Below are 24,954 nucleotides of genomic sequence, written 5' to 3'. Positions count from 1 at the left end.
TCGTATGAATCATCCGATGGCCTGACTGATCAGAAGGACCCATGAACGAAAAAACATAACTCCTGTTGATAACAGGTTCTATAAAAATAAGGCGGCAGTTCCGAGATTCTCGGGCCTGCCGCCTTATTTTTATTTCTCATATCAAGTTAACTAACCTTTATACGCTAAAGAATCGCGAAACGTTTATGACAGTTCATTACAGTGTAACAACACTGTCGGATGTTAAGGAAGCATGCCAGCGTTGGATGGCGCGATCCATTCTTTCCACGGCTTCCGGAAGGAGCTCAGGGTCCGTATGAGTAAAGTTGATCCGCATGCGGTTTAACTCTGGTGTACCTGCATAGAAGGAATCACCTGGCACAATGCACACTTTCTCCTGGATCCCGTAAGTGAACAGATTGCTTGCAAGCATGCCTTCAGGCAATTGCAGCCACAAGAACATGCCACCTTGTGGTGAATTCCACGAGATGCCTTCCCAAGCTTTGGCTGCCATAAGAGTCGTCAGTGTTTTCATGCGTTTTTCGTAATCCTCTGAAATACGGCGAATATGCGCATCCAGATCGAAAGATTCAAGCAGTGCATGAAGCGCTCTTTGGTCAATGCTGCTGGAGTGCAAGTCGGCACCTTGTTTGGCTCGTGCTGCCATTTTGACAATATCGGGAGCAGCCAGTATCCAGCCCGTACGAAGGCCAGGTGCTACCGTTTTGGAGAATGTACTGGTGTAGATAACGTTGGAAGGGCCGTCATAGGATACTGCATCCAGTTCTGCGAGAGCAGGGACATCCAATTGCTCCGGATTAAACCGAATTTCACCATAGGGATCATCTTCCAGAATGAGTACACCATACTTGCGGCACAGATCCACAGCCTGCTGTCTTCTTTCTCGCGACCATACTTTTCCCGTAGGATTGGAGAACGTGGGATTAATATAGACAAGTTTTGGACGATGCAACTGGAGCTGTTCCTCCAGAGATTCAGGCAACATGCCGTGATCATCACAGGCTACGCCGTGAGATTCAGCCTGATAGGAATGAATGACTTGCAGAGCAGCGAGGTAGGTTGGTGATTCAACCAATACGCGGTCACCCGGGTCGAGAAGGATGCGGCAAACCAAGTCAATGGATTGCTGTGAACCTGTAGTGAGAAGCATGTGATCGGGTGAAGCGGGAATGCCCTTGGATTCAAGACGTTCGGCGATTTTGGCGCGAAGAGGACGGTAACCCTCAGTCTCCGCATATTGAAGAGCGGCTGCTCCGCTCATAAATACTTTTTCATATGCAACGCGGATGGCTTCCAGCGGGAATGAAGTCTGGGCTGGTAATCCACCGGCTAGTGAAATCATTCCAGGTGCCTGAGCGGCCTGGAGCATGTCGCGAACGACAGAGGACGGGGTGTTTTGTGCCATTTTGGACCAAGGGATACTCATGTTATTCTCATCTCCTGTTATTCACTGTTATACTGATATTATAAACTATAATAGACGGACTACACTATAACAGTAAAATGAAGATCATAACAGTTGGGGGAGCACATATGCATATTGAATTAAAGCGGGGAAGCAGTACCAAATTGTACGTGCAGATTGCGCTAACGATTGCCGATCGCATCCGATCAGGACTCATTGAACCCGGAACCCGACTTCCTTCTGTTCGTAAAATGACCGCGGATTTGGGTGTCAGCCTGGTCACTGTATCCAAAGCGTATGCTGAACTTGAAGCGATTCAATTGATCACCTGCTCCCAGGGGAAAGGTTGTTATGTGAGAGGTACATTGAACGTGGATCAGACGGAGGATATGGACCGAACGCAGCGAAATAATGCCAACAGTGAATCCAGTACGTCATGGAATTGGCAGATGGCACTGGTGGATTATTTACCGCGAGCCCAGCTATGGAGACATTTTGATACGTCACCTCAAGTGCGGTATGAACTTCATATGTCAGCGATTCAGCCGGAATTGTTGCCTACACGCGAGATTATCGACAGCGCCTACCGACTCTCTTCCGATCATACAGAGCGTATGGCGGCGTATGGATCTTTTCAGGGAGATCGGGAACTTAGACAGATCTTTGCCGAACATTTTGCCGAGCGTGGACTACAGGCTGCACCTGAACGCATGTTAATTACAAGTGGTGCACAGCAGGGGATCGATCTTGTGGCCCGGACTTTTGTCGGACCTGGGGATGTTGTATACATGGAGGCACCAAGCTATACCGGAGCCATTGATGTATTTACGAGTAGAGGCGCGAAGATCATTACGGTCCCGATGGATGACGAAGGCATGCGTATTGATCTGTTGACCCGATTATGTGATACCTATCCACCCAAGCTGATCTATACGATCCCGACCTATCACAATCCAACAGGTATCACGATGAGTGCAAGAAGACGAGCACAACTTCTTAATCTCGCGCAAAGCTACCACTGCCTCATTCTGGAGGATGATCCGTTTGCAGATCTTTATTTTCAGGACCCTCCCCCGGCTTCCATTAAATCGATGGATGGGACAGGCCATGTCGTATATATCAAAAGCTTCAGCAAGGTGTTGTCTCCCGGTTGCCGTATAGCCTGCGCCATCGCAGACGGAAGCGTATTGACCCGGCTTGTGGCCGCGAAATCTACGGCGGATTTGGGGAGTCCGCTGCTTACACAAAAGGCACTGCAATCTTTTATTCAGAATCAGTACGGTGCCTATGTATCCCGATTGAGGGATGAATTGTATTCTCGCTTGTGCGCAGCTTCTAAAGTGCTGGAAGAGCATGCTACTATGGGCATGCAATGGCGCCTGCCAGAGGGAGGACTCAATCTGTGGCTCCAACTTCCGAGTAACCTGGATATGCGTGAGTTGCATCATCAGTCACTTGCTGCAGGGGTTTCTTTCCTCCCCGGTTCCGCCTGTTATGTAGGGGAGATGGATACACCAAGTCTGCGTATCTGCTTCACTGTAACAAACGTTGAGCTTTTGTGTGAAGGACTTCGTGTACTGTGCCAAGTCATTGACAGAGTAACACCTGGGCAGGGTGGGACAGTGGCGGACAGGCTACCGCTCATATAATTTTTCGGACTATGGACATACATCCAATCCACTTTCGATCTGTTGCAATAGGTTATAGTATCACCAGAAAGGGAGTTGGTTTTGAAATGAACCATTACTGTCCACCGCTTTGCCCGATTGTCTGTGACCCGATCCAAGTTGTTGAGGATTATTACATCCCACAAATCGTGCCTGTAATTCACCCGATTGAAGTGATCAAAAAACATCACTGTGTTCCGATTCATCACCACATGTATCCTGTTGTTGTCAAAGAAGAAGACCCTTGTTATGTATCCAGCCATAATCCGAAGAAAAAATCCGTGAAAAAATCAAGTAAAGCCCGCACATCTTCTCGCAAGCGCTAATTGCGGCGGGTGCCCCGGGGAATTGGATGTAAACCAAAAGAGCAGCGTACGCCCCGGGGCGCAGCTGCTTTTGTATTTTTTACAGATTATCCTCATTACGATTACTGGGTATACTTTTTCATCGTATTATCCATTTGTTGTCTGACATGTTGCGGCCAGAATTGCAAAGGAGCGCTGTTGCCTGATGCGGCTTGAAGTGCCTTATAGACATCGATTTGCCCATAGCCGAAATACTTGTCGTGACCGGGATCACCGAGGTCAATAACACTTTGGCGCATCAAATCCATCACTTCCGTGTTGGTCAAGTCCGGGTTCAATGAACGAATCAAACCTGCAAGTGCGGCTACATGGGGGCTAGCCATGGAAGTTCCAGACAAGGCCGCATACTGATTGTTTGGATAGGTACTGGCGATACTGGACCCTGGAGCCATCACATCTACATAATCCCCGTAGTTGGAATAGGAAGCTTTGCTCATATCCGGGTCCGTAGCAGATACGGCAAATACTTCCGGATAGGCAGCTGGGTATCCTGGACGCTCGGTATTATCGTTCCCCGTGGCTGCAATCAGGACGATATCCCGGTCAAAAGCGTATTTAATGGCATCATGAAGAAATTGCGCATCAGCATAATTACCCAAACTCATGTTGATAACTTTGGCTCCATGATCGGCTGCCCAGATGATGCCTTCGGCAACGGCATACGTGGTACCAGAACCTGAGTTGTCGAGTACTTTAACCGGTAGTACCTTGTTATACCAGCTCATGCCTGCCACGCCTTCGTTATTGTTGACAATAGCGCCTATAATGCCTGCGACGTGTGTCCCATGTCCCACATCATCCATCGGTTGGCTTCCCGGCTCGACCACATTATAACCCTCAAGGAGCTTGCCCTTCAGGTCAGGATGATTCATATCAACCCCCGTGTCGACCACTGCTACGATGACATCTTTGTTTCCCTTGCTAATATTCCAACCTCTGTTTGTCTCAATCGCAGGCAGGTTCCACTGATAATCGGAGAACAAAATGTCATTGGGTATCGTTACATCTGTTTGTTCAGTTACGGTATCATTGGTTAAATACATATAGTGGGGTTCCATATAGAGTGGATTCCATTTGCTTTCGAAATAACTATGCAATTGCTTGTAACTCATGTGTTCTGACCGAAAAACATACGTGTATCCCAGCTTGCGCGCAGATTGCGCTCTTAGATCGGATTTAATGATACGCATATCCCGTTCACCGGGATCCTGGCGAAAACGGATGACGATTTCATTTTCGTAAAAATGACTGGCATTTGCATTATCATGTCCGGTCTTTACTGTGATTTCGTTAAGCGTATCCGGGTGAACAGACTCAATTTTGAATTTACCCTCACGCGGATAAGGGATCATGCGCAGATTTTTCCGCTGATGTTGTTCAACAGCATTTAATACGTTCTGGCTGAACAAGGCAATCACAGCTCTTTTGCCATCTTTGGAGGGTTGCCCCATAACAAAATATTTTTCTTTTCCCAAAGGAAAAGAAGAGGATTCAAAACTTTGACGTTTGTTTACCGCTTTTTTGGCAAGGTTGAGCGAATGTTGAAGCTTCTGTTGTTCCAACTTGCTTCCTTGTGTGGAGGCGTGATCAAAGGGCTTGTTAAAAGAGCCATTGGTATTCATGAGATGAATGGATCTGATATGTTCATGTGAACTTTGGAGATCATTCACATATCGGCTAACCTGCGCAGCATTCATTGTGGCGGTTTTCTCCAGCATGATACTGAGATGTTGCTTGGCATCCATACGGGTCAGAAGATCGGTTGCTTTGACATCCTGCACTTTCAGACGCTGCTTACTCGTGTGCTCTTCATGAGCAGAGTCTGACAGGGCACCTGGCTTAGGTTCGGGACGATTGGATGTTGGAAGCAGGAGCGTCAGGGCGAGTGCACCCGCACCAGCTGCAAGGGCCCAGTTAATCCATTTGGGTCTGGACATGGTGGATGGAACCTCCTTGATTCATTTTGGACAATCATTAACAGTGCTTCGTCGTTGTCACTGGTTATATCTATCGTTAGAAAAAGCGGATATTTTTATGCAGGCGTGTTCGAGTTTAACTGCTTATAATAGGCATGTTTAACGGCAGAAGCGGAAAGCATGATTAAGGGATACCGCTCGTCATCTTTTTATGGTAGGATTATAGCTGAGAATTCAAAGGTCAGGGGAAAACCACCGTTGGCCGACCTATATGTAAGGACTTATTTAAGGGGGAGCTACCTTTATGTCAGCAGCCAATGTACAGAAAACATGTGAGTCAACTAGGGAAAAGTTAAAACCGGCTATCGATCGGATTGAAAAATTTTTGAATGATAATGCTTTGCCTGAACTGGATCAGAATCAGACGGAAGAATCAACAGCCTTCTACAAAGGATTTCTTTCAGATCTCCGTCATTTGCTCGTTTTTTCTGAAGTTTCTTACGAAAAACTTGGCGTTGTGCTGCGTCGTGCCAACTTTGATGTCGATTTTGCCGAAAAGGCTCTTTATAATACGTATCACCAATGCGTAAATAGCTTTTTCTATCCCAAAAATGAATGTTATTCCGAAGACGGAAGATACGCTTACACAGGACAAGATGCCATTCGTTTCCGTGACAAGCCAATCCGTGCAGTACGGGATGTTATTCTTGAGGTTTCCAAAACGTACGAAGAATTGCGCGATGATCTGGCATATTATGAAAGTGATTACCTGACCCAGCGCCGTATGCAAAATCAACGGAATCACGCCTAATTAACGTTTAAACCTGAATATGAAATTGGACGAAACCGCCCTTGTGGCGGTTTTTTTGTGTTTTTAGTGAGAATCAGACGAGGTGTAATCATGTCATCATCTGGCATTTTGACGGGGAATATCAGGTTTGTGGCGGGGAGACAATAGTAGTCGAGGTGATAAAAAATGAGCCAAGACAAACCAATTGTCAAATGCAGCGTCTCCAACTGTAACTTTTGGGGAGAGAACAACTTCTGCCACGCCGATGCCATCATGATTGACATCGACCAACATGCCACCCGTCGTCTGCATGAGGAATTTGCCGGTGAGACATTTGACTCCGATCACCATGATCATGCACGCACATCCTCTGCAACATGCTGTCACACGTTCAAACCCAAGTGAGCAGTCATCCCTATTCATAACGGAGGTGCTTCCCAATGAAAAATGACGATAATAAGTTTAATTTTCAAGATCGTCCTAAAATCAATGTTGACGGTGAAAAACAGCGTATGCGCGTCGATTATCCCAGAAAAGCACATCGGGAAGAATACGGGGCAGAGGTCGCTCCTCCGACTGTTGTAAGAACTGGAGGTACCGAACGGGCAGAGCCTGTACCGGAGAAACATGAGGCAGACCGGGTCATGGAATCAACAGGCAAGGTCGCGGGTTACATGGGACTTGCCTTCGGGATTGCGTCCTTGTTCATGTGGTCAATCGTACTTGGACCGGCAGCAGCGGTACTGGGTTACTATGCTTATGTGAATGGTCGTAAGACAGCGGGAGCCTGGTCCATTGGACTGGGTATTGTAGCTACGCTGAGTTATTTTTTCATGATTCCATTCGCTCGCTAAATTGTAAAATGATTCACTCACAAGCCTTCTGTTCTCACCCAAATGTGGTGAATTACAGAAGGTTTCTTTCGTATATGCGCAGGTTAAGTGGGAAGATTCATATATTTTTTTGAAAACAATGGAACCTTGCTGTAAAACGATGTAGAATAAGGTCATAATACGCTTAATTATACGGGAGTGGGTATAACTCATGCAGATTGATCCAAGTGGATCGCGGCAGTTATTGGAACTGCAATTGTCCAATGTGAATAACCAAACCAGTGGATCACAATCGGATGCTGGTTCAACAGTGGATTTCGCCAATGTGATGGACGGGCTGTTAGGTACGGGTGCCAAGTCGACGAGCAATACAGATTCCACCGCTACAGTCTCCAAAAGATCCAGTGATGGTCTGTTGTGGCTGCAACTCGGAAGCACGTACAATCCGGATATAAATACGGCAGGATCGTCCTCTGTCTCCAATAACATCGTTGAGTCTTTATTATCTTCATCCAATGCAGGAATCGTGGATTCCGGAGCATCTGTACCTACGGATTATGAATCTTTGATTGCGGAAGCAAGTGCGAAGTATGGTGTTCCTGAATCATTGATCAAGGCGGTCATTGACACAGAGTCCAATTTTAATCCAAATGTCGTGTCCTCCGCCGGTGCCAAAGGGCTCATGCAATTAATGGATGGCACGGCTGCAGGGTTGGGTGTGAGTAATTCATTTGATCCTGCCCAGAACATTGATGCGGGTACGAAGTATCTTTCCCTTCAGCTCCAGCGTTTCGGTGGAGAAGTGAAGATGGCGCTTGCCGCGTATAATGCAGGACCAGGGCGTGTTTCACGCCTGGGCGTGTCGAGTGATAGCGAACTGATGAGTGTACTTAACCGTCTGCCTTCCGAAACACAGAATTATATCTCCAAGGTGGAGAAGGCACAGTCAAAGTATGTGATCTAAACTCACAGATAGACATTTGTGAAAACACATGATAGGCAAGCCAAGATCAAATGTGGGAGCAGTAGCGCTTGAAACGCCTGTTCCCGGTTGGTCTTTTTGTGTTGTATGGGTATCATGTTACAATGCTCACTGTAGGTTCATGAACGAAGAGATAAAGGGAGGTCTAACCTCATTTGAAATATTTTGATTATGCTGCAACCACACCTCCTCATCCGGATGTGATTCGTACGATGGCCGAAATTATGGAGACACAATTCGGTAATCCGTCCTCCATCCATGGGTATGGAGAGCGTGCTCATCAGTTGCTGCGTCGTGCACGATCCGGATGTGCTGCGGCAATCGGCGTTAAGCCTGAAGAGATTGTATTTACTTCCGGTGCGACCGAGAGCAATAATCTTGCCATAAAAGGTGCGGCATTACGTTATCAGTCACGAGGCAGACATATCATCACTACGGCTACCGAGCATGCCTCGGTGTATGAAAGTTTTATGCAACTGCAGCAATGGGGATGGGACGTGACGCTAATTCCTGTCAATTCCAATGGTGTGGTCAACGCTCAGCGGGTTATAGACGCGATCAGACCGGATACGGTGCTTGTGAGTCTGATGCATGTAAACAATGAAACAGGTGCCATCCATCCAATTGCAGAGATCGGCAAACAGCTCAAAAAGAAAGCACCACGCGTGCTTTTCCATGTGGATGGTGTTCAGGGCTTTGGAAAAATGAAGGCAACACCTGCGGCTTGGGGTGCAGATCTGTACAGTCTGTCTGCTCACAAGATTCGTGGACCGAAGGGAGCAGGTCTCCTGTATGTGCGAAGTGGAGTGGAGCTTACTCCACTATTGTCAGGAGGATCACAGGAGCAGGGCCTAAGAGCAGGCACAGAAAACGTGGCCTTACTGGTAGGCATGGCAAAGGCGATGCGAATGGCAGCAGAAGATCAGGTTGATTTTGCCCAACGTACAACGGTGCTCCGTGATCGATTGATGGAAACGATACGTGCCATTCCTGAATTTGAATTGAACAGTCGTTCAGAGGGTGCACCTCATATTGTGCACTTCTCCTATCCCGGGATGAAGGCAGAAGTGGCGCTGCACACCTTGGAGCAACTTGGCGTAACCATATCGACCCAATCTGCCTGTTCTTCGCGTTCGGCTGAACCGAGTCGGGCTCTACTTGCGATGGGCAGAGATGCAGCTTGTGCTGGTGGCGGATTGCGTATTAGTCTTGGAAATGAACATACAGAAGAAGATGTAGCCTTGCTTGAACAGGCTTTACATCAGATGGTGGCGCAGTTGCGGCCCCTCGAAAGGCGGATGTAATGGATATGAAATATGATATGCTGCTTCTCCGTTTCGGAGAGTTTATGTTAAAAGGGAAAAATCGTGCCCGATTTGAAAAAACGATCATTACACAGGTGAAAGCTTTGCTTAAACCTTATCCAGGAGCGAGCCTTCGCAAAGAATATGGCCGTGTCTATGTGGATCTTGGCGGTGAATCACATACTGAACTAATTAAGGTGCTGAAGCGGGTATTCGGCGTGATGTCGATTAGTCCGGTTAAAGTTACTCCATCCGAGCTTGATGAGATTGTGAAAACAGCAGTCGCATTTATGGACGAAAGGGAGGACGAATTCAAGGAAGGCACCACATTTAAGGTGAATGTAAGGCGGGTATGGAAGGAGTTTCCGAACTCTTCCCATGAAATGAACCATCTGGTTGGTTCCCCGATCCTTCGAAAGTTCCAGCAATTGAGTGTTGATGTTCGCGAGCCTGATATTGAGCTACGAGTGGAAATTCGAGATCAGGGTACCTATATTTTCAACGAAACCATTCCGGCAGTAGGTGGGTTTCCGCTGGGCACGAATGGAAAAGCGATGGTACTGCTATCAGGTGGAATAGACAGCCCGGTTGCAGCCTGGTCTTCCATGCGCCGTGGACTTGAAGTGGAATGTGTACATTTTTACAGTTACCCGTTCACAAGCCAGCGTGCCAAAGAGAAAGTCATTGATTTGGCACGTGCCCTTGCTGATCATGCAGGAACAATCAAGTTGCATCTGGTTCCATTTACAGAGATTCAAACGGCATTTACCCAACTGGGTCAGGACAATCTGATTATTACGCTGATGCGACGTTCAATGCTGCGAATTGCATCCAAACTTGCCGAGCGTGAGCGGGCACTCGCACTGATCACCGGGGATAGCTTGGGCCAAGTAGCGAGTCAGACTCTTCCGAGTATGAATGTCATTGGTCGTGCGACGGATCTGCCACTTTTGCGACCACTGGTTATGATGGATAAACAGGAGATCATTACCCTGTCCAAACAGATCGGAACGTATGACATATCTATTTTGCCATATGAGGATTGCTGTACTCTCTTCGTGCCAAAGTCACCTTCAACCAATCCAAATCTTCGAATTGTGGATAAAATTGAATCAACAATGAGCCATCTCTCAGAATGGGTGGAGCAAGCAGTGGAACAAACTGAAACGATCACACTGCATGCCGGTGAAACTTCTGTGGTAACGAATCAGACAGAAGACAATGGCATGAAGGATGATTGGTTCTAAACTCAATAAAAATTAGCATGGCAACATAATATGGGCTATGTTAACTGCAAAAAAGGACTGTCCGATGAAATATCGTTCAGTCCTTTGCTGTATTCAGATAAAATTTTAGTTTAAATTAGCCTACGAATAGGAGCGCTGCTGTTCCCCGCCAGATCCCTTGTGGCTGGAACTGCTGGAGCGTTTGCGATAACCTGCAAAGACTACACCTGCAATAACCACAACGATGAAGAGAATGCGCAATGCCGGATGTTCAGTAAAGTAAGGCAAGAGTCGCTGTTCCTCCGTGATCATATTGGAAGCCGTATACCCGAGAACGATGGCTCCGACATAGATGATCCAAGGAAAGTGATTGATTAGCTTGATAAACAGGGTACTGCCCCATACGATAATAGGTACACTAATCAGGAGTCCAAGGATGACAAGCACGAGATGCTGCTGCGCTGCTCCAGCAACTGCAATCACGTTATCGAGTCCCATGGCTGCATCCGCGATCACGATGGTACGAATAGCGGTCCACAAGGAAGTTCCCGCCTGGACATCATTGTGTTCATCTCCCTGATCCGCCAATAATTTATAGGCAATCCAGATCAGAAGTATGCCTCCCACAAGCAAGAGCCACGGAACTTTAAGCAACCATAAAACAACAACTGTTGCTAAAATTCGAATCAAAAGTGCGCCGCCAGTTCCATATAGAATCGCCTTTTTCTGCACGGAAGGGTGCAAATTTCGAGCTGCGAGACCAATGACGATGGCATTATCCCCAGCCAGAATTAGATCAATAAAGACAACGTTCAGCAAAGCCAGCCAGAATGTGGGACTAAATAGCTCCATGAGATATGTCACTCCTTATATACGGTTCAATCATTAAGAATAGCATGGACAACTCTGACATACAAGTTAATGTGGGGGGGATTAGGACATGGATACACTATGGCTGTTAACTGAAATTTTAATGATCAATCTGGTATTGAGTGGAGATAATGCGGTTGTTATTGCGCTTGCCAGCAAGGATCTGCCACCAATACAACGCAAAAAAGCGGTATGGTGGGGAGCTTTTGGTGCGGTGCTGCTGCGTTGTGTATTAACCTTTGTAGCGGTATTATTGCTGGGAATTCCCTTTATCCAAGCGGCAGGTGGGCTGTTGCTATTCTGGATTGCAGTAAAGCTGCTGCTTCAAAATGATGAAGAAGTACATATTCGTGAAGTTTCTACGACCTGGAAAGCCATTCAAACCATTCTGATTGCCGATTTTGTAATGAGTCTGGATAACGTTTTGGCCATAGCGGCTTTGGCAGATGGAGATTTGGCTTTGATTGTCATCGGTATTGCAATCAGTATCCCCATCGTTGTATGGGGGAGCGGGTTAATTGTTGGTTTGTTGAAGCGATTTCCGATTCTTGTATTCGCTGGCTCAGGTATCCTAGCCTTCACAGCAGGTGAGATGGTGATGAAAGACCCCAAGTTAGGAGAATGGCTGGGAGGTATGGCATCAGAGGTGCATACGCTGTTACCCGTAGCAATGGCTTGTCTTGTGGTTGCGATTGGAGGCGCACATAAATTTGTGCGGAAGAACGCATAGTTTAATTTTGGATAAAAGCTTGAACATAGGACCGTCTGAACCGTCCGGTTTAGGCGGTTTTGTGTTGAGAGAATACGCTTGTGAATACAACAACCATTGGGCTAGTCATAAGTTGCACATTTTAGGGTAATAAAGGTAAAGGACGCACGCAAAGTGCGACATAAAGTATAGTTTTTTGCCGAAACATCGGATACACTAGAAGCAGGATTACAGGTTTAAAATCAACAGTCAGCATGAAATGCGTATCGTTTATGAAGAAATAAAGTACATAGCCATAGTATAAGAGGTGATTGCAGATGAGGATGAGAAATGAAAAAGCGATTGGACTATTTATTGCAGCTGCGGGAATTATTATTCTGCTTGGCAAGTTTGGCGTGTTTGGATTTATCGGTCGCAATTTCTGGCCTTTGCTGATCCTGCTGCCAGGCATCGCCCTTCATGCGTTATATTATGCGCGCATTTCACCATCGTGGTCCCTTGTTCCTGCCGGCATACTAACGGTGTATGGTGTTTTATTCAGTATAACGAATACATGGGGCGCTGGACTTATGAGCAGGCTGTGGCCAGCATTCTTGCTTGGGTTCGCCATAGGGTTACTCGAATATGGAATGGCTGAACGGCGAAGACCGGAATATGTGTTACCTGCAGCTTTGATCCTTGGTGCAGTGTCCATCATATTATTCGGATTTACCTTGCTGCAAACGGGAATAATCTATGTACTTGCTGTCCTTTTGATCTTGGCCGGAGTCTGGTTATTGCTTGGGCGAGGACGTCAAGGGAGAGGCTGGTAACATTCCCAGTGGTCTTTTCGTACGAAATATCTTGATTTTTACCTATAATAAACTATAATATAAGGGATATAGACATGCGTCGGGATATCACCGACGCTTATTTTGTGAGTAACCTGCGAAATTGCGGGAAGTTTAGTAGATAAGAATTGAAATTGGAAAGGATATGGATACAAACCATGCATTCAAGAGAACACATTCGCAATATTGCGATTATTGCCCACGTCGACCACGGGAAAACTACGCTCGTCGACAAGTTGCTCCAGCAATCCGGTACTTTCCGTGATCACGAAACGGTACAGGAGCGCGCAATGGACTCCAACGATTTGGAGCGTGAACGCGGTATTACGATTTTGGCCAAAAACACGGCTATAACTTATAAAGATTATCTGATCAACATTGTGGATACACCAGGACACGCCGACTTCGGTGGTGAAGTGGAACGTATCATGAAAATGGTTGACGGCGTATTGCTCGTTGTTGATGCTTATGAAGGCTGTATGCCACAAACGAAGTTTGTACTTCGTAAAGCTCTGGAGCACAACCTGACACCAATCGTTGTTGTTAACAAAATTGACCGTCCAGCGGCTCGCCCGACTGAGGTTATTGATGAAGTATTGGACCTGTTCATTGAACTGGGTGCCAACGATCAACAACTTGAATTCCCAGTTGTATATGCTTCCGCATTGAACGGAACATCCAGCATGGATAATGATCCTGCAAAACAGGATGACAACATGATGGCGATTTACAATACCATCGTTAGTCATATCCCACACCCTACCGAAAATGTTGAAGAACCACTTCAATTCCTCGTTACTTTGATGGACTACAATGAATACCTTGGCCGTATTGCCATTGGTCGTGTTAACCGCGGTGTGATCCGTCAAGGACAATCGGTAACGGTTATTATGCGTGATGGTAAGAGCAAAACTGCACGTATCGAGAAACTGTTCGGTTTCCAAGGTCTCAAACGTATTGAGACGGAAGAAGCAGGAGCAGGCGACATCGTTGCCATTGCAGGAATCAAGGATATCAACATTGGTGAAACCATTGCCGACCCTAACAATCCAGAAGCACTTCCAGTTTTGAAAATTGATGAGCCTACACTGCAAATGACGTTCCTCGTGAACAACAGTCCATTCGCAGGTCGTGAAGGTAAATGGGTAACTTCCCGTAAACTTCGTGAGCGTTTGTTAAAAGAATTGGAAACAGACGTTTCCCTTCGTGTTGACGAAACGGATAGCCCGGATGCATTTGTCGTTTCCGGACGTGGTGAGCTTCACTTGGGTATCCTGATTGAGAATATGCGTCGTGAAGGATATGAATTGCAAGTATCCAAACCAGAAGTTATCGTTAAAGAAGTTGACGGTAAGAAAATGGAACCTCTCGAGCGCTTGTTGATTGATATCCCTGAAGAGAGCATGGGTTCCGTAATGGAGAGCCTGGGCGCACGTAAAGCAGAGATGGTTAACATGGTTAACACAGGTAGTGGTCAAGTTCGTCTGGAGTTCCTGATTCCAGCACGTGGTTTGATCGGATATAGCACAAACTTCCTGACATTGACTCGTGGTTACGGTGTAATGAACCATGCATTTGACAGCTACGCACCAGTAGTATCCGGTCAAGTGGGTGGACGTCACCAAGGCGTGCTGATCTCAACTGAGACTGGTACATCTACGTTCTATGGCATGATGGGCGTTGAAGATCGCGGTACGCTCTTCTTGGAGCCAGGTACTGAAATCTACGAAGGTATGATTGTTGGTGAACATACACGTGACAATGATATCGTTGTTAACATCTGCAAAGAAAAACAACTGACTAACGTTCGTTCTTCCGGTAAAGATGATACGGTTAAAATTAAAACTCCAATTATCTTCTCGTTGGAACAGGCGCTTGAATATTTGAATGAAGATGAATATTGTGAGATTACACCAAAATCTATTCGTCTTCGTAAGAAGATCCTGAATAAATCCGAGCGTGAGCGTGCAGAAAAACAACGCAAAATGGCTTCTAAAGCTTAATAACAACAAAATAATATATATAAGTTAACGTTTGATGGAACACATATGCACCATCGGCGTTAATTACAACCCACTAAAGTAGTGGAGGATACGGAATCGATTCTGTAGGAGCGAAGCGTTCGCCTTTATCCCCGGATTTTACCATTGAAAAAATGGATCAAAAAAATCTGGGGATAACTGCGACCAAAAGAACGATCCGAATCCGAAACGGTCACATTGCAGAGCTTTGTAATTAATGTTGTTGGTGTTTTTCCATCAACCAGTTAACTTATATCCTAGCATGAACACGAAAGGAGCTGGCTGTGCATGCAAGCATGGTTCGCGTCAAACCCGATCGTAGCCTACATCGTCATCTTTGTATTGATTACTTACGTATATAACAAGGTGTTTCGGGTACGTCAGAAATTGCCGCTTGGTAAGGAAATCGTTCTCTATATTTTGATGGCGATGGGCACATTCATGCTTCTTATTTTTCAGATCGACAAGCTGCCCATCATTCAATGTTTGTTGGTCGCGGTTGGGCTGATGTTGTTAGTGAGAGTGCGTTATTTTATTGAAGGTCGTCAAAAGAAAAAAGCGGAAGCTGCCGCTCGAAACTCATAAATCCTGTCTTGTACAGACCATCCGTTTTCCTTAGGGAAAGCGGTTGTCTTTTATTTAGACAAAAACAGATGTGATAAAGGTGTTGAAGATATGAACTCAAATTCGAACGGACTGCCTCCACGGAGACAGGCACCAACGCAATCCGGTGCTTCTGGATCGAAGAATGGCAAGGGCAAGCAGCCTAAGAAGAAAAAGAGAATGAATGCTTTTGGCAGAATCCTTTTAAGTCTATTGGTTATTGCCATTGTGGTAGGTGGTGGATATGCGTACTGGGTATACAATCAAGTCGTGGATACAGGCATCGATAAACCGGTACCTCCCGGGATGTCAGCCACAACCAAACCGATCACGATGCTGTTATTAGGCACAGATAACCGTCCTGAAACTGGCACATATCTCTCGGATGTTGTTATGGTGGCTTCGTTGAATCCGGAGACCAAGACGGCAACCATTGTATCTTTGCCTCGAGACACGCGTATTCAATTGGATGGGTACAAATCCAACAAGCTGAATTCCTATTATCCAAGATTCAAAGCACAGGAAAAAACCACTGGCAAAAATGCAGAGGATCAGATGAAAGAAATGATGGGCAAGTATTTGGATGTAGATATTAATTATACAACCGTTCTGAATTTCCAGGCATTCCGTGATGCTGTCAATGCCGTGGGTGGCGTGGATGTGACTGTGGATAAAAATATGTGTTATAGAGATACAGCCGATGGTACAGATATCAATCTGGTCGCAGGCGCACAACATCTCGATGGTAAAGCAGCACTAGATTTTGTTCGTTACCGCAAATCCAATTGTAATCCAAAGACTGATGAATCCAATGACTTTGATCGTAACAAACGTCAAAACCAAGTGCTGAACTCCATGCTGGATCAGATGAAATCTCTTGGGGGCATTACAAAGATCAGCAAGGTGATTGGTGCAGTTGACAAGAATATGACGACAGATGTGGAATCGGAACAAATGAAAAACTTTATCTCGACGTATTGGAACATTTCCACTTCGGATGTACATTATACTCCGGTTACCGGAGAGTGGAGAAGTCCATATGTGTATATTAATGAGACGGAACTCGCCAATGCCAAGCAGGCTTTACAAGATACACTTTCAGGTAAAGTAACGGCTTCACCTTCAGGCGAATAACCTTCATTCTTTTGGGATTGGAAGCACGTTAATCGGTATGCTATAATAACATAAACCAAGTACAAGAATTGCATAAAGAAGGTTAGGGGGCTGGTTGAATGTCCGAAGCCGTCACACAATTAACTGAATCTCTTTTACAGCAATTCAAGAATGAGACCTTTGTGCTTCTGAGCACAGTGGATGTAGAATCCGGAGGTCCGACTTCAACAGCCATCTCCTGGATTTATGCGGAGAATGCTTCTACTTTTCGTGTAGCAATTGATCATCGTTCACGTTTAGTGAATAACATGATTACTAATCCGCTCATTACGGTTACTGTCTTTGGAGAAGAGATGGTGTACGCAGTGAACGGACGTGCTGTGGTACGACAAGATCCGCTGCAGGATGTTCCATTTAATATGTGCTGTTTCGACATCACAATTGAAGCGGTGAGGAATGCTCTGTTTTACGGCGCTCAATTGTCCTCTGTGCCTCAATATGTCAAAATATATGATCAGCGTGCTGCTGAGAAATTAGATGAGCAGGTTTTTGCTGCAATGAAAAAAGCCTAGTGAGAGATCACTGGGCTTTTTGTTGTCTTTTGTCAGATGAATGCAGCTGCTGCATTTGTTGTTTTTGATTCACGTTTTCATCCGGATTTTGACGGACTTTGACATCTTTCGGGAGTTGAGGGATAATTCGTCCCACCATGTCAGCAAGTTCTGAAGCAAAACCGGAGATTGGGTGCCCTTGACGAATATGTTCACCGATTTCTTTAATTCTTTCGGTGACATCTGCATCAGCAGTAACGATGGAATCTACACCTTCGGGGTCTTTGCGAAGTGCTTCGGCAACTGCGTACTTAATGGTACCAACCCGAGCACGTTCCAGTTCACCATCAACATCGATGCCAACTACGGCTGTATTACCGAGTATGACGCAGTTCGCATCTTCAACACCTTCCACTTGCTTGGCAAGGGCTTTAAGGTGATTGATTCGTTTTTCATTTGGCATCCGGCCACTCTGTGCATCATCCGCAATGTTGGTATCATGGACTTCACCTGTATTCTCATTGAGGCGGTCCAAACGTGAAGGATTCATCCGATCTTCCTGTGCATTGAGCATGTGAGATCCTTTCCCTTGATCTTGCTGAGTTGTTACATTTCCTCCGTAACCTTTCGCATGTGTACCTTGATTCTGCGAAGCGCTACGTGTGGAACTGTTGCAACCTGTAAGTATAAAGATCAGAAGCAGCGTGCAAACCCATATTTTCATAAATGTTCATCCTTTCTTGGAGTTTTTCAGAATGGTTGACAATTATTTTGCCCTAGTCGAATACATTTATGTATGGGATCATGATTGTCCATGCCGCTGCTGAAAGATCACACTATCCATGCCTTTAACGACGCCGCTTTGGAGGGGATTGAATGAAAAAGATTTTTGTATTGGATACCAACGTGCTTCTGCATGACCCCAATGCCATATTTGCCTTTGAGGAACATGAGGTAATCATTCCCGCGGTTGTACTGGAGGAGATCGACTCCAAAAAAAGAAATGCCGATGAAATTGGGCGTAATGCCCGTAATGTATCCAGACTGTTAGACGGATTACGTGAGCTGGGTCACTTGCACAGTGGGGTACCTTTGGCTAATGGAGGTAACCTGAAAGTAGAGCTGAATCATCGGAGTTTCGTGAAAGTTCAGGAAATGTTTGGTGAAGTGTCCAACGATAATCGGATTTTGGCTGTCGCACTGAATTATCAGATTGAGGAGAATGAAAAGGAAGTAGTCGAACGTCAGGTCGTGCTTGTCAGTAAAGATGTACTTGTGCGTATCAAAGCGGATGTACTTGGTCTGTTCACACAGGATTACTTATCAGATCGGACGGCAGGACTCAGTGAGTTATATCCAGGTTATACGGCCCTAAAAGTTCATCCGTCAGTGATTGATGAGTTTTACACATATCGTTTTTTACCAATCAAACCGTTACAATTGTCTTATTCGTTGTATCCGAATGAATTTGTCATTCTCAAGGATGAGATGGGAACCAATAAATCGGCTTTGCTTAAAGTGAACACAGAGGGAACCAAGCTGGAGCCGCTTTTCCTCAGTAATGACAATGTCTGGGGCATTAGCGCACGTAACGCACAACAACGCATGGCACTGGAACTGCTTTTGAATGATGACATCCCGCTTGTTACCATCACCGGTAAAGCTGGAACAGGGAAAACCTTGCTGGCACTTGCAGCAGGTCTGCTTAAGGTAGAGGATGATCATAAATACAAAAAACTGCTGATCGCTCGCCCTGTTGTTCCCATGGGGAAAGATATCGGTTACTTGCCTGGTGAGAAGGAAGAAAAACTTCGTCCATGGATGCAGCCGATTTATGATAATCTGGAGTTTTTGTTTGACACCAAAAAAGCCGGAGATATCGATAAAATTCTAATGGGGCTTGGCAGTATTCAGGTGGAGGCTTTAACGTATATTCGTGGAAGATCGATACCTGGACAGTTTATCATAATTGATGAAGCCCAGAATCTCTCCCGCCATGAAGTGAAGACCATTGTATCAAGGGTCGGTGAAGGCAGTAAGATTATTTTGATGGGAGACCCTGAGCAGATAGACCATCCGTATCTTGATTCTGCCAGTAACGGCCTGACGTATATCGTGGAACGGTTCAAGCAAGAGGGAATCAGCGGACACATCATGCTCGAAAAAGGAGAACGGTCCAAGCTGGCACAGCTTGCAGCTGATTTATTGTAAAATTAAGGGGGATTTATTTCCCGGAAAATGTTGTTATTGAAGCCGGCTCCTGGAGCCGGCTTTTTGCTGAAAAAATAAGTAAGCGTTATTACACAGAACTCGATATGCTCGTATTATGCAAAAATCCGAAAAAGTGTTTTTCGGCAGGGTAGGACAAGAGTACTACTTATTTGTTACAATAATTGCTGCAGGAAAAAACTAGGTGAACAGGGAGGGAAGTTAATGAAGCGTAGACATCAGGTTGTTTTGTTCGCGGTATTGCTGCTTTCGTTAACGATCTTGTCACCGAGTTTTGACTTTAGAGGTTCACAGCTCAATCAGGAACGCGACCAGGAGAAGGATACCTTTCCGGGTTCGTTGTCCCGTAATGAAGATGCTCAAGCTCCGCTGGAGATTGTAGTGGCCATGTCGGATGTAGAGTTCCAAGCCTTTCAAAAAATAGCTAAAGAAGTTGCTGCTTCCCAGCTGGTAGAGATTAATCTTCGGAATGAGAAGCCGGATACATATAAGCATGTTTTGGATCTTGAATTTTCACTAGGGGAGAATGGTGATGTTGTTCTGCTTGATAGTGAGGAAGTGCAATACTATGCCCAAAAAGGGTACCTGTATCCGTTAAACGGAACAACATTGTCGAAGTCGCTAGGAGATACGGTAGTTGGGTTACGGGGAATGACAGAGTGGAATGGTTATCAATGGGGGATGCCTTTTGATTTTGATCCGTACATTCTGGCTGTACAATCTTCATTTCTAAAAAGATCTGGTCTGGAGTCATTACCTCACAATAAAGATCAGTGGGTCAGACTTACTCAACAAGCCATTTCGGAAGGCATCCCTTTAATTACAATGAACATCAATGATATGTACGGGACAAATGCGTGGCTGAATCATTTGGAACCAAGGATGGCGCCAGATCAAGTTAGTCAAACGCAAATAGATTCGCAAACAAGAGATCTTCAGCAGGGGATTCAGTTGATGAATCAGATTCAGCCCCTTATTAGGCTCAAGTCTACCAATCCAGGGTTTTCTCCAACTGCTGACCAGAACGACACACCGATGGTTGTATCATTGTTATCTCAATTATTAAGTGCAGATCAAAAGAGTGCAGTTGATGAAGATTCTTTGGAGCGGTTTTCTTTCGAAACCTTGGAAACTGTAAACTCCAGAAGCCTTGTTATTACTGCGGGTTCGGTTGAGGCTGAGGAGGCCAGTAGATGGATTGAAGGAATGACGTCCGCTACGACACAGCTGAAATGGTACCAACAGGTTAACCGGTTGCCCGCAAAGCAACAGGAGCTGGATTTGGAGTCTGAGAAACTCGTTGGACGTTATGATATGACAAAGGGACAATCCTGGTTCTCAACCACCCAAGATGTCCCCGCTGCAACGACCGAAAGTCATGCTCTAACAACTCGTTTTCATAAAAAAGTACAACAATTCTTAAAGGGAGAAATTACAGCGAATCAATACGTAGACAGTATTAGAACGGCGAACTAACTTTAAAAGGATATAGCTAGTTTTACTTCCAGTATGCCTTCACTTGTTGAAACATCGGTTGCTTTGACAAACGACAGGATTTTCTGTGGATAGAACCCAAGGTCAAATTCTCTTTCCAGCATTCGGCGAGTAGTGTCTGGTAATTCAAGCTGGTTGAATACAAGTTTGTCCACATGAAAACGAATGGAGTTTTGAGGTTCATTTTCTACCGTATAATGTCCTTCAATGCTTAATTGCAATTGATCCCGCTGACCGGAAGCTATAATCTTATCCTGATTAAACTGAAAGGCAAAATCTTCAAAGATTGAATTTTGGGAACGCAGAAATGCATTAAGCTCATCCTGCCCAATTCGAATCGTATACGTTGTTCCAGTCGTGGATATACCTCCGTTTTGTTTTTGGATAAAATCGGGCAGGTTCTGCATGGCAGATGCCAATGCTTTGAAATATCGTTTCACCTCATAGATGCCGATATTCTCCCAATAAAGGGTTAATTCATCCATCAGTTTCTGAATCGCTGCCGCATCTCCGCTGGTGGCTATTTGGGCATCCACTTCTTTTTGCAAGGTGACTACACGTTCCCGCTGGTTTTGAAGATTAGTCTTCATTTCGGTTAATTCTGTTGTAGTCTGACGAATCTGAGTGGAAGTCTGTTGCAGGGTGTGATAACGGTCCTGATACTTGTCCAGCACAGCCTGATCCCGTCCGATAATAATCTGGTAATAATCATACAGTACAAACAAGTCTTTGAACGACCTGGCTCCCAGGACCGTCATGAGGAGGCTGTCGCGTTCTCCTGTGTAGTAGGACCTCACTACAGCTCCGGCCCGATCTTGCTGAATATGTATCTGCTCTTCCTGTTCCTGAAGCTGGACGGATAATGTCTCGTATTGTTGAGCCAGCTGCTTCTGCCTTTCGGCGATGCGTTCGATTTCGTGATCGATTTCAACGATGGATAGACTTTTTTGCAATATCTCACGTGTATCCTCAGGTGAAGACTCTCCATAGGCATGGGCTAAAGGTAGCTGGAGGAATAAAATGATGCATAATATAAAGGCGGCAATGCCGTATTGACGATTCACCGATCCATTCTCCTTTCCACTTCTTAAATGACAATCGTACAGGCTTGTTGTCTTCCAGACAATATATGAAACAAATCCGTGAAATATCCTTAGTGGTTACATAACACCATGAACATTCATTTAATCTGAACACAACAAAAAAGCAACCCGACAGTTATCGGATCACTTTGATGCTGCAGGTGGATTAGAGCGGCAACCCCATTTCGAATACAGTCCAGTAGCTGAACCCCGTGAATGTTACGATCATATAACCCCAGAAGAGCAATATGTACGTTCGCTCGGTAAATTTCAAGTATCCCAAAATGACAAAAAACGCAGTCTGCAGGAAAAAAAGCAAAGCCATTTCGACCAGATCTCCCGCAAAAGCCATCAGGCCAATTGCAAGCGTGAAGAACCCGAGTACCCGAAACATGCGTGCCACGGTAAATCCTCCTCTCCTAAGTACGTTCATAGATTGTCTACACAACATTATACCGGGAAAGGAAAAACGTGTAAACAAATTTGGATATGAAAGCGAATTCTTTTTTTGCTCAAAGTAAGTATAGAGGGATATGTTTTACGTATGTCACGTATGAGCAAGCCTGAATGTGGAAATACATTTTAGTATGAAATCAATTCTATGAACTCTATGAGAGGCATAAGAATGAATGAAGCAGCTTTTATACCTAATTCACATACCGGGCTTCCGGTAATGCGGACGGTTATTTTAGGATGTTGTTAGGAGGGTATTATAGCATGACTGCAGTGAGACAGGATGCTTGGAGTACAGAGGACGATTTGATATTGGCTGAGGTTACTTTGCGTCATATTCGGGAAGGCAGTACACAATTGGCCGCTTTTGAAGAGGTGGGCGAAAAAATAGGCAGAACATCTGCCGCATGCGGTTTTCGCTGGAACAGTTGTGTACGTAAAAAGTATGATTCTGCCATCAGTAACGCCAAGGCACAACGACAGAAACGAAGTTATCTCAGAAAGCAGCCAGCTATGCTCGGACCGCAGGTTGCAGCATTGTCTACACTGGACACTGAAGAACATCTGTACAAATCAGATGGGATCTCAGACGATTCATTATCGATGGATGCAGTAATCCGCTTCCTGCGGCAATGGAAGGGAACAGTGCAGGAGAGTAATCGTCAACTCAAGATGCTGGAGAAGGAGCTTCGCGAGAAAGAAGATGAATTGCTTGAACTACGTCTTGAGAATGACCGTCTCTCCAAGGAAGTGAATGAAGTACAGACGGATTACCGTGTGGTGAATGACGACTACAAAGCTTTGATTCAGATTATGGATCGGGCTCGCAGACTCGCATTTTTGTCCGAAGAAGAAGAGGAACTTAAGACACGTTTCAAGATGGATGCCAACGGGAATCTGGAACGAATTGAATAACAAGTTCAGACGTTTGATTTGTGAAAGTCAGGTATGAACCCGCCACACCTCCGTTACACAACGGCAGGTATGACGGGTTTTTAGTTTGGTGTTTTTGTTCTATTATAGATAATAGAAGAGCAACTACTGAAGCGGAGAGGAGTGCATCATATGATCATTGACATCGTAGGAGCGGGGGCACTGGGTCTTTTATATGGCGGGAAACTGCTGGCGTCAGGTAACCAGGTCAGATTTTGGACGAGAACAACAGCTCAGGCTGACCTCCTCCGCCATAATGGAGTAACCATTGTGGAACAAGACGAGGAGATACATATTCTACCGGATCAAATACAGGCGAAACCAGTAAGTGAGCTGACTGACACATGGAAAAACAAACCAGGAGAATGGTTACTGCTCATGGTTAAGCAGACAAGCATTGATGATTTCATTCATGAGATCAGTCCGTTACAAGATCATGTGCTGAATATCGCTTGTTTTCAGAATGGGATGGGCCATCTGGCAAAACTTCAAGCAGCTTTGCCAAAGTCGCTTCTGTGTAGTGCGGTTACAACAGAAGGTGCGAAGCGCACACAAAGTCAGGTAACTCGTGCAGGTACAGGTGAAACCAAGCTGGGGAGGTACAACATACATATAGTAGCTTCTGCCTCTATAGAGGAGAAGAGAACATTTACTCTGTCGGGATCGTTGCAGCAGGCAGGATTTGACTGTACAGTGTCGAATGAAATCGATAAGCTGATATACAGGAAAATATTGATTAATTCAGTCATTAACCCGCTTACGGCACTATGGCGAATCCCTAATGGAGAATTGATCGTCAAGGAAGAACGAAAGAGGCTAATGCGCCAGTTATATGATGAAGTATTGTTAATCTACTCTGCAAGTGGAATATGTTTGGATCAGGATATGTGGGATCAACTGATATCGGTCTGTCGTTCTACTGCCACGAATACTTCCTCCATGCTTGCAGATGTTCTCGCTGGACGTGGTACAGAAGTGAGGTCAATTAACGGTCATATTGTAAAGATGGCACAGAAGTTGGACCTTGTTGCACCTACACATGAAATACTGCTTCATCTGATTGAAGGAATGCAACCGGAAGGAGTGAATTAATGGGACTTTTTATTGTGTTGAGCATATTGCCCTTTTTTCCGTTCTTTCTTGTTTATTGGGGCATGTACGTATGGAAAAAAGACAAACGGAACGCCATGCGGATGGCAATGGATGTTACCACTTTTTTTCTTGTTTTTTCAGTATCGGCGTTATTCAACTTAACATTTGATTCGAATTTTGGTTTTTATCTGACACTATTACTCATACTACTAGCACTTGGATTCATCGGAGGTGCGCAAAATCGACTAAAGGGGAAGGTCGATGGGGGGAGAATGTTCCGGGCCGTATGGCGCATGGCCTTCATCATTATGAGTTTCGGGTATGTTTTGTTTACTTTATTTGGATTATTTAGATACTTCATGAAACAGATGTGAGGTTACATAACGCAAAAGAGGCAAAAAATGTGTCGATTTTGTCGAAAACTGAAAAAAACATTACTTTCTGAAAAAGTAATGTAGATTTTTTTGACCGGTGGTTGTATAATCT

25 protein-coding genes are annotated in these 24,954 nt (G+C 45.2%); 19 read left to right on the top strand and 6 right to left on the bottom strand.

All coding sequences use genetic code 11. From position 1 onward, the window contains the following. Window positions 1–196: 196 nt before the first annotated feature. Window positions 197–1,426, bottom strand: a complete 1,230-nt coding sequence (locus MKY87_RS06570) for an aminotransferase-like domain-containing protein (RefSeq protein WP_340963435.1) — start codon at window positions 1,424–1,426, stop codon at window positions 197–199. Between the two features lie 107 nt (window positions 1,427–1,533). On the opposite strand from MKY87_RS06570, the gene pdxR reads away from it, so the two are divergent. Together pdxR and MKY87_RS06560 are read left to right on the top strand one after the other, a co-directional pair. Then, complete coding sequence (pdxR, locus tag MKY87_RS06565) at window positions 1,534–3,054, top strand: MocR-like pyridoxine biosynthesis transcription factor PdxR (RefSeq protein WP_340963433.1); 1,521 nt, start codon at window positions 1,534–1,536, stop codon at window positions 3,052–3,054. A gap of 86 nt (window positions 3,055–3,140) precedes the next feature. Beyond that, on the top strand, window positions 3,141–3,398 hold the full coding sequence (locus MKY87_RS06560; RefSeq protein WP_076211601.1) for a hypothetical protein: 258 nt from the start codon (window positions 3,141–3,143) through the stop codon (window positions 3,396–3,398). A gap of 101 nt (window positions 3,399–3,499) precedes the next feature. Here the strand turns inward: MKY87_RS06560 and MKY87_RS06555 are convergent, their stop codons facing one another. Continuing rightward, a complete protein-coding gene (locus MKY87_RS06555) occupies window positions 3,500–5,374 on the bottom strand; it encodes a S8 family peptidase (protein WP_339790189.1) in 1,875 nt (624 codons plus the stop codon). Window positions 5,375–5,657: 283 nt separating this feature from the next. Between MKY87_RS06555 and MKY87_RS06550 the strand changes: the two genes are divergently transcribed. The 6 genes from MKY87_RS06550 to thiI all read left to right on the top strand — a co-directional run bounded on the left by MKY87_RS06550 (window position 5,658) and on the right by thiI (window position 10,509). Further along, complete coding sequence (locus MKY87_RS06550; protein WP_338587982.1) at window positions 5,658–6,164, top strand: YpuI family protein; 507 nt, start codon at window positions 5,658–5,660, stop codon at window positions 6,162–6,164. Window positions 6,165–6,329: 165 nt separating this feature from the next. Further along, entirely contained in the window at window positions 6,330–6,548 is a 219-nt protein-coding gene (locus tag MKY87_RS06545; protein ID WP_074095869.1) for a DUF1540 domain-containing protein, read from the top strand. A 35-nt stretch (window positions 6,549–6,583) separates the two neighbouring features. After that, a complete protein-coding gene (locus tag MKY87_RS06540; protein ID WP_169481644.1) occupies window positions 6,584–6,997 on the top strand; it encodes a hypothetical protein in 414 nt (137 codons plus the stop codon). A gap of 190 nt (window positions 6,998–7,187) precedes the next feature. Continuing rightward, window positions 7,188–7,940 carry a lytic transglycosylase domain-containing protein gene (locus MKY87_RS06535; protein WP_340963430.1) on the top strand — a complete coding sequence of 251 codons (753 nt, stop codon included), beginning with the start codon at window positions 7,188–7,190 and terminating at the stop codon, window positions 7,938–7,940. Window positions 7,941–8,113: 173 nt separating this feature from the next. Next, entirely contained in the window at window positions 8,114–9,262 is a 1,149-nt protein-coding gene (locus MKY87_RS06530; RefSeq protein WP_340963428.1) for a cysteine desulfurase family protein, read from the top strand. Between the two features lie 5 nt (window positions 9,263–9,267). Beyond that, window positions 9,268–10,509, top strand: a complete 1,242-nt coding sequence (gene thiI / locus MKY87_RS06525) for a tRNA uracil 4-sulfurtransferase ThiI (RefSeq protein ID WP_339790538.1) — start codon at window positions 9,268–9,270, stop codon at window positions 10,507–10,509. Between the two features lie 120 nt (window positions 10,510–10,629). On the opposite strand, the gene MKY87_RS06520 is transcribed toward thiI, so the two are convergent. Next, window positions 10,630–11,340: a TerC family protein gene (locus MKY87_RS06520; RefSeq protein ID WP_047843768.1), complete on the bottom strand. Its 711-nt coding sequence runs from the start codon at window positions 11,338–11,340 to the stop codon at window positions 10,630–10,632. An 88-nt stretch (window positions 11,341–11,428) separates the two neighbouring features. Here MKY87_RS06520 and MKY87_RS06515 point away from each other — a divergent pair, with 88 nt between their 5' ends. The 6 genes from MKY87_RS06515 (at window position 11,429) to MKY87_RS06490 (ending at window position 17,206) form a co-directional block, all read left to right on the top strand. Next, on the top strand, window positions 11,429–12,088 hold the full coding sequence (locus tag MKY87_RS06515) for a TerC family protein (protein WP_340963426.1): 660 nt from the start codon (window positions 11,429–11,431) through the stop codon (window positions 12,086–12,088). A 296-nt stretch (window positions 12,089–12,384) separates the two neighbouring features. Next, on the top strand, window positions 12,385–12,879 hold the full coding sequence (locus MKY87_RS06510) for a hypothetical protein (RefSeq protein WP_133385546.1): 495 nt from the start codon (window positions 12,385–12,387) through the stop codon (window positions 12,877–12,879). Between the two features lie 176 nt (window positions 12,880–13,055). Next, window positions 13,056–14,900, top strand: coding sequence for a translational GTPase TypA (gene typA / locus MKY87_RS06505; protein WP_091028450.1), 1,845 nt, complete (start codon window positions 13,056–13,058; stop codon window positions 14,898–14,900). 306 nt (window positions 14,901–15,206) lie between these two features. Beyond that, a complete protein-coding gene (locus MKY87_RS06500; protein WP_047843765.1) occupies window positions 15,207–15,503 on the top strand; it encodes a YlaH-like family protein in 297 nt (98 codons plus the stop codon). 90 nt (window positions 15,504–15,593) lie between these two features. Further along, window positions 15,594–16,655: an LCP family protein gene (locus MKY87_RS06495; RefSeq protein ID WP_036614987.1), complete on the top strand. Its 1,062-nt coding sequence runs from the start codon at window positions 15,594–15,596 to the stop codon at window positions 16,653–16,655. Window positions 16,656–16,753: 98 nt separating this feature from the next. After that, window positions 16,754–17,206, top strand: coding sequence for a pyridoxamine 5'-phosphate oxidase family protein (locus MKY87_RS06490; protein WP_338587976.1), 453 nt, complete (start codon window positions 16,754–16,756; stop codon window positions 17,204–17,206). A gap of 7 nt (window positions 17,207–17,213) precedes the next feature. Here MKY87_RS06490 and MKY87_RS06485 read toward each other — a convergent pair whose 3' ends face one another. Then, window positions 17,214–17,909: a YhcN/YlaJ family sporulation lipoprotein gene (locus tag MKY87_RS06485; protein WP_340963422.1), complete on the bottom strand. Its 696-nt coding sequence runs from the start codon at window positions 17,907–17,909 to the stop codon at window positions 17,214–17,216. A gap of 152 nt (window positions 17,910–18,061) precedes the next feature. On the opposite strand from MKY87_RS06485, the gene MKY87_RS06480 reads away from it, so the two are divergent. Beyond that, a complete protein-coding gene (locus MKY87_RS06480) occupies window positions 18,062–19,396 on the top strand; it encodes a PhoH family protein (protein WP_024628438.1) in 1,335 nt (444 codons plus the stop codon). Window positions 19,397–19,618: 222 nt separating this feature from the next. Further along, entirely contained in the window at window positions 19,619–20,890 is a 1,272-nt protein-coding gene (locus MKY87_RS06475) for an extracellular solute-binding protein (RefSeq protein WP_339790203.1), read from the top strand. A 2-nt stretch (window positions 20,891–20,892) separates the two neighbouring features. Here MKY87_RS06475 and MKY87_RS06470 read toward each other — a convergent pair whose 3' ends face one another. Further along, a complete protein-coding gene (locus MKY87_RS06470; protein ID WP_338587974.1) occupies window positions 20,893–21,972 on the bottom strand; it encodes a hypothetical protein in 1,080 nt (359 codons plus the stop codon). Between the two features lie 184 nt (window positions 21,973–22,156). Continuing rightward, entirely contained in the window at window positions 22,157–22,393 is a 237-nt protein-coding gene (locus MKY87_RS06465) for a DUF2626 domain-containing protein (protein ID WP_017687281.1), read from the bottom strand. Window positions 22,394–22,707: 314 nt separating this feature from the next. On the opposite strand from MKY87_RS06465, the gene MKY87_RS06460 reads away from it, so the two are divergent. The 3 genes from MKY87_RS06460 (at window position 22,708) to MKY87_RS06450 (ending at window position 24,842) form a co-directional block, all read left to right on the top strand. Further along, window positions 22,708–23,358, top strand: a complete 651-nt coding sequence (locus MKY87_RS06460) for an RsfA family transcriptional regulator (RefSeq protein WP_076211575.1) — start codon at window positions 22,708–22,710, stop codon at window positions 23,356–23,358. Between the two features lie 150 nt (window positions 23,359–23,508). Beyond that, window positions 23,509–24,468 carry a ketopantoate reductase family protein gene (locus MKY87_RS06455; protein WP_340963419.1) on the top strand — a complete coding sequence of 320 codons (960 nt, stop codon included), beginning with the start codon at window positions 23,509–23,511 and terminating at the stop codon, window positions 24,466–24,468. Then, window positions 24,468–24,842, top strand: coding sequence for a DUF3397 domain-containing protein (locus tag MKY87_RS06450; RefSeq protein WP_047843759.1), 375 nt, complete (start codon window positions 24,468–24,470; stop codon window positions 24,840–24,842). The genes MKY87_RS06455 and MKY87_RS06450 overlap by 1 nt, the downstream gene beginning before the upstream one ends. The last annotated feature ends 112 nt before the right edge of the window (window positions 24,843–24,954 follow it).

The organism is Paenibacillus sp. FSL R7-0198, assembly GCF_038000415.1.
Classification (GTDB): Bacteria; Bacillota; Bacilli; order Paenibacillales; family Paenibacillaceae; genus Paenibacillus.
This window is presented reverse-complemented; position numbering and strand designations above follow the sequence as displayed.